The sequence below is a fragment of the uncultured Ruminococcus sp. genome (genome assembly GCF_946415235.1).
GTDB lineage: Bacteria > Bacillota > Clostridia > Oscillospirales > Ruminococcaceae > Ruminococcus.
Genome location: NZ_CAMKRR010000064.1, coordinates 1 through 15,987, shown reverse-complemented (window position 1 = coordinate 15,987; position 15,987 = coordinate 1). Strand labels below are relative to the sequence as shown.

Sequence of the window (15,987 nt, the reverse complement as noted above, 5' to 3'; positions counted from 1 at the left end):
TTCTTTTCTTCCATATATCTTCCGAGGAAGCCGATATCGTACTTTCCTGCCTTGAAATCGGCGTTCCTGATTATTTCCAGCTGGAAGTCTATATTTGTGTCAACTCCCTCTACGATGAACTCCGAAAGTGCCCATCTCATCTTGTTTATGGCGTCCTCTCGGTCAGAGCCGTGTGCGATGAGCTTGCTTATCATGGAGTCATAGTACGGAGTTATAGTGTAGCCCTGATATACGGCTCCGTCTATCCTTATTCCGGGGCCGCCGGGCATATAAAGTGCCGTTATGGTGCCCGGTGAGGGTCTGAAGCCCTTGTCGGGATTTTCCGCATTTATCCTGCACTCGATAGCGTGACCGCGCATCTTTATATCTTCCTGCTTTACCTCAAGAGGCTTGCCGTCAGCTATCTCTATCTGTGCCTTTACAAGGTCAAAGCCCGTTACTTCCTCTGTTATGGGGTGCTCGACCTGTATCCTCGTGTTCATTTCCATGAAGTAGAAGTCGCGGTTCTCGTCAACGAGGAACTCGATTGTACCTGCGTTGTAGTATCCGCACTGCTTTGCGGCCGTTACCGCAGCAGCTCCCATTTTCTTCCTGAGCTCGTCGTCAACGATAGGACTGGGACACTCCTCCAGCATCTTCTGATTGCGGCGCTGCATGGAGCAGTCGCGCTCGCAGAGATGTATATAGTTTCCGTGCTTGTCGGCGATCATCTGTATCTCAACATGGTGGGGATTTATGAGGAACTTCTCGATATATACGGCGTCGTCGCCGAAGAAGTTCTTCGCCTCCTGCTGTGCTGCCGTCATCTGAGCCTCAAGCTCGTCGGGACTGTCAACACGGCGTATGCCGCGTCCGCCGCCGCCTGCGGAAGCCTTTACAAGTACGGGATAGCCTGCCTTTTCGGCTATCTTCTTTGCTTCCTTAAGGTTCTTGACTGCGCCCTTTGAGCCCGGGATAACAGGAACTCCCGCAGCTGCCATGGTCTCCTTTGCGGCAGCCTTGTCGCCAAGCATCTCTATAGACTTATATGACGGGCCGATGAAAACTATTCCGTTAGCCTCGCAGAGCTTTGCGAACTCGGCATTCTCGGAAAGAAAGCCGAAGCCGGGATGTATAGCCTCTGCTCCCGTATTTTTCGCAGCCTGTATTATGGCGTTCATGTTAAGGTAGCTGTCCTTTGTGGCAGCAGGACCTATGCAGACCGATTCGTCCGCTATCTGTGCGTGGAGAGAGGTCCTGTCGGCTGTGGAATACACAGCCACACAGCGTATGCTGAGCTCTCGGCACGCTCTTATTATTCGTACAGCTATCTCGCCTCTGTTGGCGATAAGTACTTTCTTGAACATTTATATTTATCCCCCGTACAGTATTATTTATTGTCCGTGATAACAAAGGTTATCTCGCAGGATACAGCCTTTTCGCCGCCTACGGACGCAAGCGCCTGTCCCGTGCCCACAGGTCCGCGCTGACGGACTATCTCCACCTCAAGGTCGAGTACGTCCCCGGGGACTACCTGTCTGCGGAACTTTGCCTTGTCGATGCCGCCGAAAAGTCCAATCTTACCCTTGAACTCAGGCTTTGAGAGCATACATACAGCTCCTGCCTGTGCAAGCATCTCCACCATGAGAACACCAGGAGTTACGGGATATCCCGGGAAGTGTCCCCTGAACCAGAAGTCGTCCTCTTTGATGTACTTTCTTGCGTGTACCTTTACTCCCACTTCCATATCCACAATCTCGTCAATGAGCAGAAAGGGATCGCGGTGGGGGATTATTTCCATTATCTGTTCTTTATTCATAAGTATATCAGCCATTGTTATTCTCCTTTTCTTTGCCTCGGCATATCACTTCAGCAGCTCGTCATCGGGATGCTCTCTCCTTGCCTTGTCGCGTATGCTGTCAAAGGTAAGCTCCTCAATGGTATCGCTGTCGCTGTAGGAAGTCGTTACCGTCAGCCTTGCGAATTTCGGATAGTCTGATTTGGTCTTAAGTTCGTTCTCCACCTTTTCGTGGAGCCAGCCCACAAGGAAGTTGAAAGCCACTATGCCGATGAACTTCCAGTCTGCTATGAGTATGGGCATAGTACTGAGAGCCATGACATGAGGCCTCGGATCCCTGCGGTATATGACGAAATATGCGAATGCTCCCATATACGCAAGAAAACCGAACAGTCTCAGCAATATCCTCCATGTGGGAGTAGTCGTAGAATGGAACATCTGCTCCAGCTGATTATCCACTACGAGAAATATACCGATAACAAGGCTCAGTGCAAGCTGCCCTACAGCCCATACGGCTATGAACCAGTGGTTTCGCCGCTTCTTATTGTAATTTCTGACGGCTTCGATATTGTATTCTCTTGCCTCTGCAAACATTTCTGCACTGCTGACGTTTATGCCGCCCGCGTCTATTACGTCCTGAGTTATATATTTCCAAGCCATGATAGCAAGCCCTCGTATTATCCGAGGAAATCTCCTCTGTCGGGATGATCCCTCTGCGCTTTTTCACGTATGCTGTCATAGGACAGGTCCCTGAGATTGTCCGCTTCGCTGAACACAGCATTGGTAACTATCCTCGGGAAAGAGGGATAGCCAAGCTGCTTCGAGAAATGCTCCTCCGACCTTTCATAAAGATATCCTATTATGAAATTGCCTAAGGGGATGCCTGCAAAGTACAGCGAAAAGGCTATTACAGGCAGCGAAGCGAGGAAAAGTGTTTTCTTGTCGCGGCTTCCGTTATGAAATGCGAACCAGAACATCAGCCCTAAATATGCCAGCACTCCAACTGTCGCAAGAGCTGCCCGCCATACGGGGACCTTCGTGTCTGTGGCTCTGTCATAGCCTGTCTGCATCTCGATACTGTTCACGGCGCAGAATAACACATATATTACCTGCGCGGCTATCCACAGGCCGAAAGCGATCTTTATAAGGTAGCGGTTCTTGTAGTTCCTGACAGCTTCTATATTATACTGTCTGGCTTCCTCAAACATCTCGGGAGAAGTGATATTCACATTGCCCTTTTCGACAAGCTCCTGAGTGAGATACCTGTATTCCATTACTTTATGACCATGATTGGCTGGTCGAACTCTACCGCCTGTCCGTCGGATACCAGTATCTGCTCAACTGTTCCGTCAAACTCGGACTGTATCTCGTTCATGAGCTTCATTGACTCGATTATCATGATAACGTCGCCCTTCTTGACCTCGTCGCCTGTCTTTACAAAAGGCGGCTTGTCAGGTGAGGGAGCTGAATAGAATGTGCCTACGATAGGCGATCTTACTATCTTTCCGCTTACCTCCTCAGCCATGGAAGCCTCGCTCGCTGCAAGAGTGCTCTCAACAGGCACGGAAGCCTGTGAGGGTGCTGCCGCAGCAACGGCAACAGGCATAGCAGGGATACATTTCCTGCCCTTTATGGTTATGCTCTTCTCACCGTTAGCTATAGTCAGCTCGGAAAGCTCTTTCCTGTTGATTATGTCAGCGAGCTTCTCGATAGTCTCAAGGTCTATCTGACCGTAAATCTTCTCCATTGAATATCCTCCTCAGTCATTTACCTTTTTGAAGCAGAGCGTTGCATTATGTCCGCCGAATCCAAGGGAATTGGAAAGCACGGCTCTGACTTCCTGTCTGATATTGCCGTTTCCGCAGTAATCGAGGTCACATTCCTCGTCCTTTACCTTATATCCCAGTGTAGGGTGTATCAGCCCTTCTTCTATGGTCTTGGCGCATACCACGGCTTCGACAGCACCTGCCGCGCCGAGAAGATGTCCTATCATGGACTTTGTCGAGCTTATCTTCACGCGCCTTGCCTCATCTTCGCCGAAAGCAAGCTTTATTGCAGCTGTCTCGTACTTGTCGTTGAGCCCCGTCGATGTACCGTGAGCGTTGATATAGTCAATATCGGAAGGTCTGAGCCCTGCCTCCTGCATTGCGAGCTCCATGCCCTTTGCGGCAGCCTCGCCGCTGGGCATAGGCGATGTCATGTGGTATCCGTCGCAGGTAGCGCCGTAGCCTGCAAGCTCTGCGTATATCTTTGCGCCTCTTGCCTTTGCGTGTTCATACTCCTCAAGAACGAGCACTGCGCTGCCCTCGCCCAGTACAAAGCCGCTGCGCTCCTTGTCGAAGGGGATCGACGCTCTTGTGAGGTCATCGCACTTTGTAAGAGCTTTCATATTTGAAAATCCGCCGAATGTGAATTCTACTCTCGTTGATTCGGTACCGCCTGCGAGACAGGCGTCAAGGTATCCGTCCTTGATCTTGCGGAAAGCCTCGCCTATGGAATGTGTGCTGGAAGCACAGGCGGTGGTTATATCGAAATTGGCTCCCCTGAAGCCTGTTTTCATTGAAATGGTTCCCGCAGCCATATTGCTTATCATCATCGGGATATAGAATGCGGATACTCTGCTCGGACCTTTCTCAAGGTACTTGCTGTACTCCGAGAGAGTAAGGTCAACGCCGCCGATTCCTGAACCCACAAGCACGCCTACTCTGTAGGGATCAATGTCCTTAAGGTCTGTGCCTGCGTCCGTGAGTGCCTCGTGAGCGGCTATGACTGCATACTTCGTAAAGGTGTCCATATGTCTTGCTTCCTTTTTCTCGAAGCAGCCTTCAACGCCGTAATAGTCCTCTTCATTGAAATCGCGGACGATACCCGCTATCTTTACGCCCGTGCGCTCTGTATCGAACATATCTATATACGATATGCCAAGCTTATTTGCCTTTATTCCTTCCCAGAATTTCTCAACACCTGTTCCGAGTGGAGTTACCGCACCCAGTCCTGTGATAACAACTCTTCTGCTCATATTATACCCTTTCTTACCTTTTATTAAAATTTTTGGTGTGTCCGAGGCTCCTGCCCCATGCTGCGTCTGTTGATAATGTTACATTGAAAGTCCGCCCGAGATCTCTATCACCTGTCCCGTAACGTATGAAGCATTGTCGGAAACAAGGAAAGATACAACGGAAGCGATCTCCTCGGGCTCGCCGTAGCGTCTGAGAGCTACTGCCGAGATCATCTTCTCCTTAAGCTCATCTGAAAGTACATCCGTCATGGGAGTCCTTATAAGTCCGGGAGCTACTGCATTGCAGGTAATATTCCTCGAACCGAACTCCTTTGCGGTAGTCTTTGTCATACCGATGATAGCAGCCTTTGATGCGGAATAGTTCATCTGTCCGGGGTTGCCGTAAAGTCCCGCAACGGAAGCTACATTGACTATCCTGCCGCTTCTTTGCTTCATCATGACAGCTGTGACGTGCTTTGTCATATTGTATACGCTCTTCTGGTTCACAGCGATAACAGCATCGTAGTCCTCTTCGGACATTCTTGCAAGGAGCTTATCCTTTGTGATGCCTGCGTTGTTCACAAGAGCGTCGATAGTGCCGAAGTCAGCCTTTACCTGCTTTACCATGGCCTCGCACTGGTCGAACTTCGATACGTCCGCCGCATAGCACTCTGCCTTTACGCCGAAGCTGCGGCACTCCTCTGCGACTGCGAGAGCCTTTTCCTTGTCTCCGTCGCTGGGATAATGATTGATAACTACGTCAAAACCGTCCTGTGCAAGTCTTTTTGCGATGCAGGCGCCTATTCCCTGAGAAGCGCCCGTGATTATTGCTGTTGCCATCCTGTTACCTCCGTTTTGATTTTTTTCTTATTCTATCATGTATCCGTTCAGTTTTGAACGTGAAAAATGTCATTTACTCAGTTACAAATGTCACTTTTTATCTGTCAGGCTCTTCAAATATCATATCGTATTCGGCTAAAGAACCATAATAGCCCGTTTTCACGGGAACATTCCCGACGTATCTCAACCCCTGTACTGCCATTTCCTTTATGACATCGCGGGGAGTCTGCTTTTTGCCGTCTTTTTTACAGTAATATATCCCGCCAAGGCTCTTTACGAACCTGAAATACCTGTATCTCACAGCTTAAGCAGCTTCTCTGCACCGTCGTTTATTTCCTTTACTATGTCAGCGCAGGGCTTTATGTCGTTTACCATACCCGAGATAGCTCCGCAGAGGAATGAACCGCTCTCAACGTCGCCGTCAACTACGGCTCTGCGGAGGGCTCCCACTGTAAGCTGCTCGAACTCCTCGGGTGAGAGAGTTCCTTCCTTTTCGCCTGTTGCCAGCTTCTTTGCGAACTTTGTCTTGATATTTCTGCACGGGTGGCCCGTATAGCGTCCCGTTACGATATTGTCTGTATCCTTTGCGTTTATTACAAGCTCCTTGAAGGTGGGGTGTATCTGACACTCCTCGGAAGCAAGGAAGCGTGTACCTATCTGTACGCCCTCTGCGCCCAGCATGAATGCTGCCGCCATGCCTCTGCCGTCGGCAATGCCGCCTGCGGCGATAACGGGTATCTCTACCGCATCAACTACCTGAGGTACGAGACACATTGTGGTATTCTCGCCGATATGTCCGCCTGATTCGGTACCCTCCGCGATAACAGCGTCAGCTCCCGACTTCTCCATTCTCCTTGCAAGAGCAACGGAGGGAACTACGGGCATTACCTTTATGCCTGCCTCTTTCCAAGCAGCCATGTACTTTCCCGGATTGCCCGCGCCTGTGGTGATGACCTTTACGCCCTCGTCTATGCAGAGCTGAGCAAGATCGTCGGCATTGGGGCTCATAAGCATTATATTTACGCCGAAGGGCTTGTTTGTCTTTTCCTTGCAGAGGCGAATCTGCTCACGAAGATAATCTATGGGAGCGCTGCCGCCTGCGATAAGTCCTATTCCGCCTGCATTGGATACTGCGGAAGCCAGTGTATGCTCGGCTACCCATGCCATACCGCCCTGTATTATGGGGTATTCGCAGCCGAGGAGCTCAGTGATGCGTGTTTTCATATTCATACTCCTTTGTTTAGTATATCCTTGTAGGGGACGGCGTCCCGACGTCCCGCAAATATGGTCAAACCGACGGGCTGTCGAAGACGCCAGCCCCTGCACATTGGTAAGATCAGTATTCCAGTATTATTCCGCCGTAGGTAAGTCCTGCACCGAAGCCTATGAGAGCAAGCTTCTGTCCGCGCTTGATTATTCCCTTCTCTATAGACTCGCAGAGGGCAAGGGGTATGGAAGCGCTTGAGGTATTACCGTAATGATCCAGCGTCACTATGAACTTCTCCATAGGTGCGCCAAGCTTCTTTGCGGCAGTCTCGATTATCCTTATATTCGCCTGATGAGGCACGAACCAGTCTATATCGTCCTTGGTAATGCCTATCTTCTCTGCGGCGAGCTCGAATGACTTCGGAAGCGCCTGCACTGCGAACTTGTAGACCTCTTTTCCGTTCTGCTGGAGCTTGTGCAGCGGAGCCTTCGGGAAGGGATCGTCAAAATCGCTTTCCTGCGCCACCTCGGGAGCTACATCGAGAGCTCTCGCACAGAGAAGTCCCGCGCCGCTTCCGTCGGAGCAAAGCACCGAGGAATAGAGCTTGCCGCTCTTTTCGAGGACAGCAGCGGCTGCTCCGTCGCCGAAAAGTATACATGATGCTCTGTCCTCAAAATCAAGGAAGCGCGAAAGAGCTTCATTTGCGACTACCAGCACGTATTTAAGGCTGTCGTCGGTCTCGAGGAAGCGCCTTGCGGTATCAGCCGCATAGACAAATCCCGAACAGGCTGCATTAAGGTCGAATGCGGCTGCGCTGACAGCGCCTATTTCATGCTGTATGACGCTGGCCATGCTGGGAGTATGGAAATCCGACGTTGCCGTGCAGGAAATGACAAGACCTATCTCAGCAGGGTCTATGCCTGCGGCTTCGATCGCTCTGAGAGCAGCCTGCTTTCCCATGTACCATGTGGGCTCCCAGCCTGCCATAGGGCGCTCGGTTATGCCCGTCCTTGTACGTATCCACTCGTCGTTTGTCTCTATGAATCGGGTAAAGTCGTCATTTTTCAATACCTGCCCGGGCACATACCTGCCCATTCCCAAAATACTGATACCCATTAAAAAGCTCCTTAAAATCAATAAAATTATGAAAATACAGTTGTAAAAACCGTAAATATGTGTTATAGTAGTAATATCGGTACCGCTGCTGCAGGGACTTTTCTGCCGACAGGCGCAACACCACACATATTATATTGTAAATCATTTTGAGGGTTTTTGCAACGATATTTCAGCACTTTGATATTTTAAAGACAAAATATCGTCACTTCTCACAAATTTACAATCAGGCAACAGGATATTTTCACCAATACATTGTATATAACATACAGAAAGGAAGTTATTTATTATGACAATTGCACTATTTTCAGGACAGGGCTCGCAGTACGAGGGTATGGGCAAAGACATAGCCGAGGCTATGCCCGAGCTCATGGACGTATACGAGACAGGCTCGGAGATACTCGGCTCTGATCTGAAAAATATCTGCTTCAATGCTCCCCTTGAGGAGCTGTCAAGAACTATCAATTCACAGCCCGCTATCATGGCTACATCTATCGTGTGCCTTAAAGCCGCACAGGCAAAGGACTTCACCTTTGACGGAGTTGCAGGCCATTCTCTCGGAGAATACGCTGCCATGTACGCTTCGGAGATGATATCCCTTGAGGACGCTTTCCGCCTTATAAAGGCAAGAGCTGCCGCTATGGAGGAGGCTACGGCTTCCGCAAAGGGCGCTATGGCTGCGGTAATGAAAATAACTCCCGAGGAAGTTGAGCGCGTATGCGGCGAGGCTAAGGAATATGTCACAGCCGTGAATTACAATTCTCCCGTTCAGACCGTTATCGCGGGAACTCCCGAGGGTATCGCCGAGGTAAGCGATGTATTTGCCGAAATGAAGGCAAGAGTTATCCCCCTCAACGTTGCGGGTGCTTTCCATTCAAAGCTCATGCAGCCTGCTGCGGACAAGTTCTATGAGACTGCAAAGACCATAAAGTTCAATGCTCCCAAGGTCAAGTACTACTCAAACCTCACAGGCGGAGAGCTTACCGACTTCTCGGATATGGCAGCAATGCTTGCAAAGCATATAGTTTCACCTGTGCGCTTCACATCGGAGCTTGCAGCCATGCATGAGGCAGGAGCCGATAAATTCGTTGAATTCGGCCCCGGAAGAACTCTCACAGGCCTCGTGAAGAAAACTCTCAAGGACGTCGCAGCTGTAAATGTTGAAGACCTTGAAACACTCGAAGGAGCATTGTCATGAATAAATTTGCACTTATAGGCCACCCCCTCGGACACTCCATGTCCCCTCTTATCCACGAAAAGCTGTTCGCTCTCAGCGGACTTGCCGATACATCTTACGAGCTCATTGATATAGCTCCCGAGAATATTGCGGACAGCCGCGGACTTCTTGAGACTCTCCGCGGACTCAATGTAACTATCCCCCACAAGCAGGCTGTTATCGCCCTCGTTGATGAGCTTGCGGAGAGCGCTCAGCGCTACAACTCCGTAAACTGCATAAACAACGACGGCGGAAAGCTCGTGGGCTACAACACCGACTGCGACGGCTTCCTGCGCTCTGCGGAGCTGCTCCCCATAAGCGGGAATGTGGCTATATTAGGCTGCGGCGGCGTTGGCAGAATGATCGCCATAGAGGTGGCACGTCACGGCGGCAATATCACTCTTGCAGTGATACCACAGGACATAAAGAATGCCCAGCTCCTCATGGCTGAGATACTGGCAAAGTGCAGCGGCGCTTCCGTAAGGATAGCCGATATATCCGCTCTCGACGGCAGCTATGACCTGCTCATAAACGCTACTCCCGTAGGTATGTACCCCAAGGTGGACGCCTGCGCGGTTAGCGATACCATAATCGAAAACAGCGGCAGCGTGTTCGACGTTATCTACAACCCCAAGGAGACCCTCCTCATGAGGAAGGCCCGTGCTCTCGGCAAGACTGCTGTAGGCGGAGCTTCAATGCTGGTATATCAGGCTGTAAAGGCTCATGAGATATGGTACGGCGGAAGCTTCAGCACCGAGGACGTATCAAAGATAATCACAGCCGTTGAGGATGCCGTTGACAGCATGAACAAGTAATTAAAAGCTTTCGGGTGACGGTATGCTCACACATGAATTCGGAATAATGCGGGAATATCCCGGCAAAAAAAGCTATGACGACTATACTCCTGAAAAATACGGCTGTATATCGGTGCATGACGACTTTATACTGCCCATATGTACAAAGCTGAAGGAACTGCGCTGCTATTGGTTCAGCCTTGACCGTCCTGAGTTCGGACTTGCATACTACGGCGTTACCCTCATACCGCCCGAGTCACTTGAAGGATTTATGGATATCCTGTGGGGCGAACCAAGGCTGTCGGAGCTTATGGCTCTGCTTGCGGAGGCTCAGCGGGAGAATAAATTCGTTATCCATTTCGGAATATGACACTGCCCTCTCAAACGGCAGTCCAACCACCTAAGGAGAATGATATGACTGTTTTTTTATGCGGCTTTATGGGCTGCGGAAAATCAACTATAGGCAAGCTCGCAGCCAAAAAGCTGGGCTGCGGCTTCTGCGACACGGACGACCTTATCGTTCGCACTCTTGAAATGACCATACCCGAGATATTCGAGAAAAAGGGCGAGCCCTTCTTCCGTCAGACCGAGGCTGAGATAGTGAAGTCTCTCTGCGGAAAGACTACCGTTGCTGCCTGCGGCGGCGGCGCCATGCTCAATCCCGATACCGCAAAGGCTGCAAAGGACGCAGGTGCGGAGATAATCTTCCTCGATGTCCCCTTTGAGGTATGCTATGAGCGCATAAAGGACGATACCAACCGCCCCATCGTTGTCAATTCCACAAAGGAGCAGCTTGAGGAGCTGTACAACTCCCGCAGAGGAGTATATCTGAGCCACTCGACCATCAGACTGGAGTGCGGCGGCAGTCCCGTTGAAAATGCGGAGCTTATTGCCCGTTCACTCAGAAAGTGAGCCTGTTATGCTTATCTATAATGCTGAAATTCATACAATGGGGCGCCTCGGAGTCATAAAGGACGGCTGGATAGATATCCAGAACGGCAAGATAAAGAATGTGGGAAGCGGATTTCTCCCCTACGACGACAAGAACAGCATCGACGCAAAGGGAGGTATGCTCCTCCCCGGATTTATCGACGCCCATACGCACCTCGGCATTATCGAGGACAGCCTCGACTTTGAGGGTGACGACTGCAACGAGTCCACCGACCCTTTTACCCCCCAGATGAGGGCAATAGACGGTATAAACCCATTTGACCGCTGCTTTGAGGAAGCGCGTATGCGCGGCATTACCGCTGTGGCTTCAAGCCCCGGAAGTGCCAACGCCTGCGGCGGAGAGATAGCCGCTATAAAAACTTATGGCAGGCGCATCGACGATATGCTCATAAAGAGCTGCGGTATAAAATTCGCTCTCGGCGAGAACCCCAAAAACGTCTACAACGGACGCGAGGAAACTCCCATAACCCGTATGGCTATAACAGCTCTTATCCGCGAGGGACTTTACAAGGCGCGGAGATACGTTCACGATATGGACAGCTACTACTCCGACAGCGAGAACTACGATCCGCCCGAGTACGACATAAAATGTGAGGCTCTCATGCCCCTCCTTGAACGCAAGGTAAAGGCTTTCTTCCACTGTCATCGCGCAGACGACATCTGCACGGCTATGCGTATCTCGAAGGAGTTCGGTCTCGACGCTGTTATCATTCACGGCACGGAGGGTCATCTCATTGCGGATATCATCGCCGAGGAAGCTGTTCCCGTAATATGCGGTCCGCTGATATGCGACCGCTGCAAGCCCGAAATGCGCGGGCTCGAACTGAAAAACGCTTCGGTGCTCCATGAAAACGGAGTAAAGATATGCATTTGCACAGATCATACGGTCATACCCATACAGTACCTCCCCCTCTCCGCACAGGCTGCGGTAAAGGGAGGACTTGACCTCGGCGAGGCACTGAAAACTCTTACTATAGCTCCTGCCGAGATACTCGGAATAGACGATACCACAGGCTCTCTCACAGAAGGAAAGGACGCGGACTTGCAGCTCTACAGAAAGGGCGACAATCCCCTCGATCTCATGTCCGAACCGCTCCTCGTCATGATAGGCGGCAATATCTGCCGCAGGGAAATATGATATGAAAAAAGCTTTTTTCGCCGTTATTTCGGCAGCTGTTCTTGCTTTTCAGCCCTGCTGCACCGTCTCATACGCGGCAGCAGAAGACTTTGCCCTAAAATATGAGATAAGCGATGAGCAGGTCTCTGTTACGGGCTGCACAGGCAACGTAAGCACACTCAGTATCCCCTCGGAGATAGAAGGTCTCCCCGTTACCTCTGTGGCGGACGGCGCTTTCGCGGGAAATGCGGATATCATAACCTGCACTATCCCCGACAGTGTAAAAACAGTAGGTGCAAAGGCATTCAGTGCCTGCCCCGAGCTGGAAAGTATCACCTTAGGAAAAGGCCTGTCGGACATCGGAGATTACGCCTTTACAGCCTGTCCTGCTCTGACAAGCATCAATGTCGGCAGGGATAATCCCACATACAGCAGTAATACAGGCTCTCTCTACAAAAACGATACCCTTGTGCTCTATGCGGGCATCAGCCACGCAATCATATCCGATGATACAAAGACCATCGGCAAAGGCGCTTTCTTCGGAAGATCCGATATTAAACATGCAATTATCCCCCCAAGCGTAACCTCCATAGAGGACTACGCCTTTTCGGGCTGTCTTTCCCTGACAGATATAGATATCCCCGACAGTGTGGCTTCACTGGGTAAGGGCTGCTTTATGAGCTGCAGCTCCCTTGAACGCGTATCTCTCGGCAATTACTTAAAAGCCATACCCGAGGACTGCTTCCATTCCTGCAACAGCCTGAAAATCGTTAATATTGCAAAAAATATAACCTCTATAGGCGATGAAGCCTTTTACAGCTGCACAAGTCTCGAAAGCCTTTACATCCCTCCCTCCGTTACCTCCATGGGCAAAGACGCCGCAGGCAGGAAATATGACGTGAGAAGCTCCTCAACAGAGAATATCCCCGGATTTGTGATAAGAGCAAAAAGCGGCTCGGCTGCTGAAAAGTACGCTGCGGGATACGGTATCCCCTGTGTGGAGTATTCCCTGAAAAAGGGGGATATAAACGATGACTGCTTCATCGACGCCATTGACGCTGCGCTGGTGCTGATGGAATATGCCCGCATATCCTCGGGAATGCCCTCGCTGTTCGGTGAAGATCAGAAAAAGGCTTCCGACTGGAACAGCGACGGACTGACGGACGCTGTTGACGCTTCGGGAATACTGAAGGAATACGCAAGGCTTGCCTCGCAATAAAACACGCATATGCGCCGTCATCGCTTTAACACTGAGTTACTTTAATATAACACATTGCTTTTTTCGCCAAAACCCGACCATTTTTGAAAATAAAATTCTATACGTCCCCTTCTTCCGAAACTATTGACATAAGCCGCAAAAAATAGTATCATTAAAGTTAATATTACAATTGCAAGGAGGAATTTTTATGCTGACTGATATGAACAGCAAATTTCAGAAGGAAGGTCTTACCTTCGACGATGTGCTGCTTATCCCCGCTGAATCAAATGTTACGCCCAACATGATACAGATCGGTACTCAGCTCACAAAAACAGTTCGACTCAATACTCCGATAATGACTGCCGCTATGGACACCGTTACAGATTCCCGTATGGCTATCGCTATCGCCCGTGAAGGCGGTATCGGTATCATCCACAAGAATATGTCCATCGAACAGCAGGCAGACGAAGTCGACAAGGTAAAGAGAAGTGAAAACGGCGTTATCGTGAACCCGTTCTCTCTCACCGAGGATCATATCGTTGCCGACGCTGACGAGATCATGGGTAAATTCAAGATCTCGGGCGTACCTATTGTTGACGGCAAGGGCAAGCTCGTTGGCATCATCACCAACAGAGATATGCGCTTCCTCACAGACTTTACCGCTAAGATCTCCGACGTTATGACAAAGGACAACCTTATCACTGCTCCCGTCGGAACTACTCTCGAACAGGCTCAGGAAATTCTCCGTGCACATAAGATCGAAAAGCTCCCTATAGTTGACGATGCAGGCTATCTCAAGGGACTTATCACCATAAAGGATATCGAGAAATCCGTACAGTACCCCAACTCCGCCCGTGACAGCAAGGGCAGACTTCTCTGCGGCGCTGCTATCGGCGTTACTGCAAATGTTCTCGAAAGAGCAAAGGCTCTTATCGACGCTCAGGTAGATGTACTCGTTCTCGACTCGGCTCACGGCCACAGCGCAAACATCATCAATTGCCTGAAAATGGTCAAGGAGGCTTACCCTGATATCCCTGTTATCGCAGGAAATATCGCTACGGCAGAAGCCGCCGAGGCTCTTATCGCAGCAGGTGCTGACTGCCTCAAGGTAGGTATCGGCCCCGGCTCTATCTGCACGACCCGTGTTGTTGCAGGTATCGGTGTTCCGCAGATCACAGCCGTTTATGACGTTGCCTGTGTTGCTCAGAAGTACGGTATCCCCGTTATCGCTGACGGCGGTATCAAGTACTCGGGAGATATCGTAAAGGCTCTCGCAGCAGGCGCTAATGTAGTCATGCTCGGCTCTCTCCTTGCAGGCTGTGCGGAAGCTCCCGGCGAAACAGAGATATATCAGGGACGTCAGTTCAAGGTATACAGAGGCATGGGCAGTCTCGGTGCCATGGCCTGCGGCTCCAAGGACAGATACTTCCAGGAGGGCGCAAAGAAGCTTGTTCCCGAGGGCGTTGAGGGACGTGTACCATTCAAGGGTGCTCTTGCAGATACTATCTTCCAGCTCGTGGGCGGTATCCGTTCGGGTATGGGCTACTGCGGCTGCGTAGATATCCCCACTCTCCACGAAAAGGCTAAGTTCATACGCATCACAGGCGCAGGACTTAAGGAGAGCCACCCGCATGATATCTACATCACCAAGGAAGCTCCAAACTATTCAACTCAGATATGACAAAAAGGCGGACTTTATGTCCGCCTTTTTCAGTGCCTTGTAGGGGCGGATATTATCCGCCCGTTTTTATAATCACATTTTACTCAGCAGTTCCTGACGTTTGGCTTCAAATTCTTCCTGTGATATCAAGCCGCTGTCAAGCATTTCCTTAAGTTCCTTTACTTTTGCCGAAGTCGAACTGTTTGTTGCAGCCGAAGCACTTTGTGCTACCGCAGAAATAAGGCTCTTATTATCGTCCTTTATCGTTTTTTTGTATTCCTCTATCTTGGCAAGTGTTGCATTTACAAATTCCTCTGCATTCTGTACAAAAGGAAATCTTACAAGCCCCGAAGCAGAGCTGACCGCTACTATCTTTCCGCCGAATAATGCACAGAAAACATTGGAACGAACCATGATATTATCGACCTTATCAATGGGGAGCTTTAATTCGGCAGACGAAAAAAGCTTTTTACGCTTGCCCTCAATTCCCTTTTCATTAAGTACCAATGAACTTTTTTCAATATTTGAAATAATTATTTTTACAAATATAGGTATTAAGATAAGAGCAATTGCAATAAGAATTATAAGAATAAATCTATCCGTATAAAAATGGTAATATTTTCCATCGTCATATTTATAAGCAATAAAAAAGAAATGAGACCTAATATAATTACCTATATTTGGGAAAACCGAACCAGCAACGGAAAAAACAGCAATTAATATAAACCATATGATATAACCTGTGCTTTTATCATGTATGATTTTAGCCCTACATATTTCTTTATCCATTATTCTAACCTCCATTAATTATCAATAACCTCAAAAATGATAGTTCGTTCTTTTACTACAACCTTAAAGCCTTTCTCTTTAGCAGCCTTTGCAACCGCTGATTTGTGGATCAGATAATATCCGTCCTTTGGTATAGAAGCACCTGTTAACTTTTGATATTGTTTCTCTGTCAGACTAAATTCGTCACCCAGTTCAAACTTTTTCTTGATTTTTGAAAGATCAGGTTTCATAGCTATCATCTACCTTTTTGTGTAAAATCAAATCAGGAGCATTCTTTTCAACACTCCTTTTATTGCATTCTATCAAAAAAAAAAAAAAAACAGCAGT

19 protein-coding genes are annotated in these 15,987 nt (G+C 49.5%); 7 read left to right on the top strand and 12 right to left on the bottom strand.

All coding sequences use genetic code 11. The features are described from left to right. From accC to Q0R37_RS10980, 10 genes are all read right to left on the bottom strand, one after another. On the bottom strand, positions 1 to 1,346 hold a 1,346-nt coding region (gene accC, locus Q0R37_RS11025), incomplete at its 3' end, for an acetyl-CoA carboxylase biotin carboxylase subunit (protein ID WP_294754429.1). 23 nt (positions 1,347 to 1,369) lie between these two features. Continuing rightward, positions 1,370 to 1,813, bottom strand: a complete 444-nt coding sequence (gene fabZ / locus Q0R37_RS11020) for a 3-hydroxyacyl-ACP dehydratase FabZ (RefSeq protein ID WP_294754427.1) — start codon at positions 1,811 to 1,813, stop codon at positions 1,370 to 1,372. Positions 1,814 to 1,843: 30 nt separating this feature from the next. Continuing rightward, positions 1,844 to 2,437, bottom strand: a complete 594-nt coding sequence (locus Q0R37_RS11015; protein WP_294754426.1) for a hypothetical protein — start codon at positions 2,435 to 2,437, stop codon at positions 1,844 to 1,846. 17 nt (positions 2,438 to 2,454) lie between these two features. After that, complete coding sequence (locus Q0R37_RS11010; protein WP_294754423.1) at positions 2,455 to 3,051, bottom strand: hypothetical protein; 597 nt, start codon at positions 3,049 to 3,051, stop codon at positions 2,455 to 2,457. Further along, positions 3,051 to 3,524 (bottom strand): acetyl-CoA carboxylase biotin carboxyl carrier protein, encoded by a 474-nt coding sequence (gene accB / locus Q0R37_RS11005; RefSeq protein ID WP_294754421.1) that lies wholly within the window; start codon positions 3,522 to 3,524, stop codon positions 3,051 to 3,053. Before accB ends, Q0R37_RS11010 begins: the two co-directional genes overlap by 1 nt. A 12-nt stretch (positions 3,525 to 3,536) precedes the next feature. After that, positions 3,537 to 4,796 carry a beta-ketoacyl-ACP synthase II gene (fabF, locus tag Q0R37_RS11000; RefSeq protein ID WP_294754419.1) on the bottom strand — a complete coding sequence of 420 codons (1,260 nt, stop codon included), beginning with the start codon at positions 4,794 to 4,796 and terminating at the stop codon, positions 3,537 to 3,539. Positions 4,797 to 4,874: 78 nt separating this feature from the next. Continuing rightward, positions 4,875 to 5,615, bottom strand: coding sequence for a 3-oxoacyl-[acyl-carrier-protein] reductase (gene fabG / locus Q0R37_RS10995; protein WP_294754418.1), 741 nt, complete (start codon positions 5,613 to 5,615; stop codon positions 4,875 to 4,877). Between the two features lie 97 nt (positions 5,616 to 5,712). Beyond that, positions 5,713 to 5,916, bottom strand: coding sequence for a hypothetical protein (locus tag Q0R37_RS10990; RefSeq protein ID WP_294754416.1), 204 nt, complete (start codon positions 5,914 to 5,916; stop codon positions 5,713 to 5,715). Then, positions 5,913 to 6,845: an enoyl-[acyl-carrier-protein] reductase FabK gene (fabK, locus tag Q0R37_RS10985; RefSeq protein WP_294754414.1), complete on the bottom strand. Its 933-nt coding sequence runs from the start codon at positions 6,843 to 6,845 to the stop codon at positions 5,913 to 5,915. Before fabK ends, Q0R37_RS10990 begins: the two co-directional genes overlap by 4 nt. A gap of 106 nt (positions 6,846 to 6,951) precedes the next feature. Continuing rightward, the gene (locus tag Q0R37_RS10980; RefSeq protein WP_294754412.1) at positions 6,952 to 7,938 is read right to left on the bottom strand and encodes a beta-ketoacyl-ACP synthase III; all 987 of its coding nucleotides are present in this window, start codon (positions 7,936 to 7,938) and stop codon (positions 6,952 to 6,954) included. Positions 7,939 to 8,224: 286 nt separating this feature from the next. Here Q0R37_RS10980 and fabD point away from each other — a divergent pair, with 286 nt between their 5' ends. From fabD to guaB, 7 genes are all read left to right on the top strand, one after another. Continuing rightward, the gene (gene fabD / locus Q0R37_RS10975) at positions 8,225 to 9,133 is read left to right on the top strand and encodes an ACP S-malonyltransferase (RefSeq protein ID WP_294754410.1); all 909 of its coding nucleotides are present in this window, start codon (positions 8,225 to 8,227) and stop codon (positions 9,131 to 9,133) included. Continuing rightward, positions 9,130 to 9,966, top strand: coding sequence for a shikimate dehydrogenase (locus tag Q0R37_RS10970; protein ID WP_294754408.1), 837 nt, complete (start codon positions 9,130 to 9,132; stop codon positions 9,964 to 9,966). Before fabD ends, Q0R37_RS10970 begins: the two co-directional genes overlap by 4 nt. Before the next feature lie 22 nt (positions 9,967 to 9,988). Beyond that, positions 9,989 to 10,315 (top strand): hypothetical protein, encoded by a 327-nt coding sequence (locus tag Q0R37_RS10965; RefSeq protein WP_294754406.1) that lies wholly within the window; start codon positions 9,989 to 9,991, stop codon positions 10,313 to 10,315. Between the two features lie 44 nt (positions 10,316 to 10,359). Beyond that, positions 10,360 to 10,857 (top strand): shikimate kinase, encoded by a 498-nt coding sequence (locus Q0R37_RS10960; protein ID WP_294754404.1) that lies wholly within the window; start codon positions 10,360 to 10,362, stop codon positions 10,855 to 10,857. 7 nt (positions 10,858 to 10,864) lie between these two features. Then, on the top strand, positions 10,865 to 12,034 hold the full coding sequence (locus Q0R37_RS10955) for an amidohydrolase (protein WP_294754402.1): 1,170 nt from the start codon (positions 10,865 to 10,867) through the stop codon (positions 12,032 to 12,034). A gap of 1 nt (position 12,035) precedes the next feature. After that, a complete protein-coding gene (locus Q0R37_RS10950; RefSeq protein WP_294754401.1) occupies positions 12,036 to 13,232 on the top strand; it encodes a leucine-rich repeat protein in 1,197 nt (398 codons plus the stop codon). Between the two features lie 187 nt (positions 13,233 to 13,419). Next, complete coding sequence (guaB, locus tag Q0R37_RS10945; protein WP_294754399.1) at positions 13,420 to 14,892, top strand: IMP dehydrogenase; 1,473 nt, start codon at positions 13,420 to 13,422, stop codon at positions 14,890 to 14,892. Between the two features lie 72 nt (positions 14,893 to 14,964). On the opposite strand, the gene Q0R37_RS10940 is transcribed toward guaB, so the two are convergent. After that, positions 14,965 to 15,660, bottom strand: coding sequence for an SHOCT domain-containing protein (locus Q0R37_RS10940; RefSeq protein ID WP_294754397.1), 696 nt, complete (start codon positions 15,658 to 15,660; stop codon positions 14,965 to 14,967). Between the two features lie 14 nt (positions 15,661 to 15,674). Continuing rightward, positions 15,675 to 15,890, bottom strand: a complete 216-nt coding sequence (locus tag Q0R37_RS10935) for a hypothetical protein (RefSeq protein WP_294754395.1) — start codon at positions 15,888 to 15,890, stop codon at positions 15,675 to 15,677. Positions 15,891 to 15,987 lie beyond the last annotated feature (97 nt).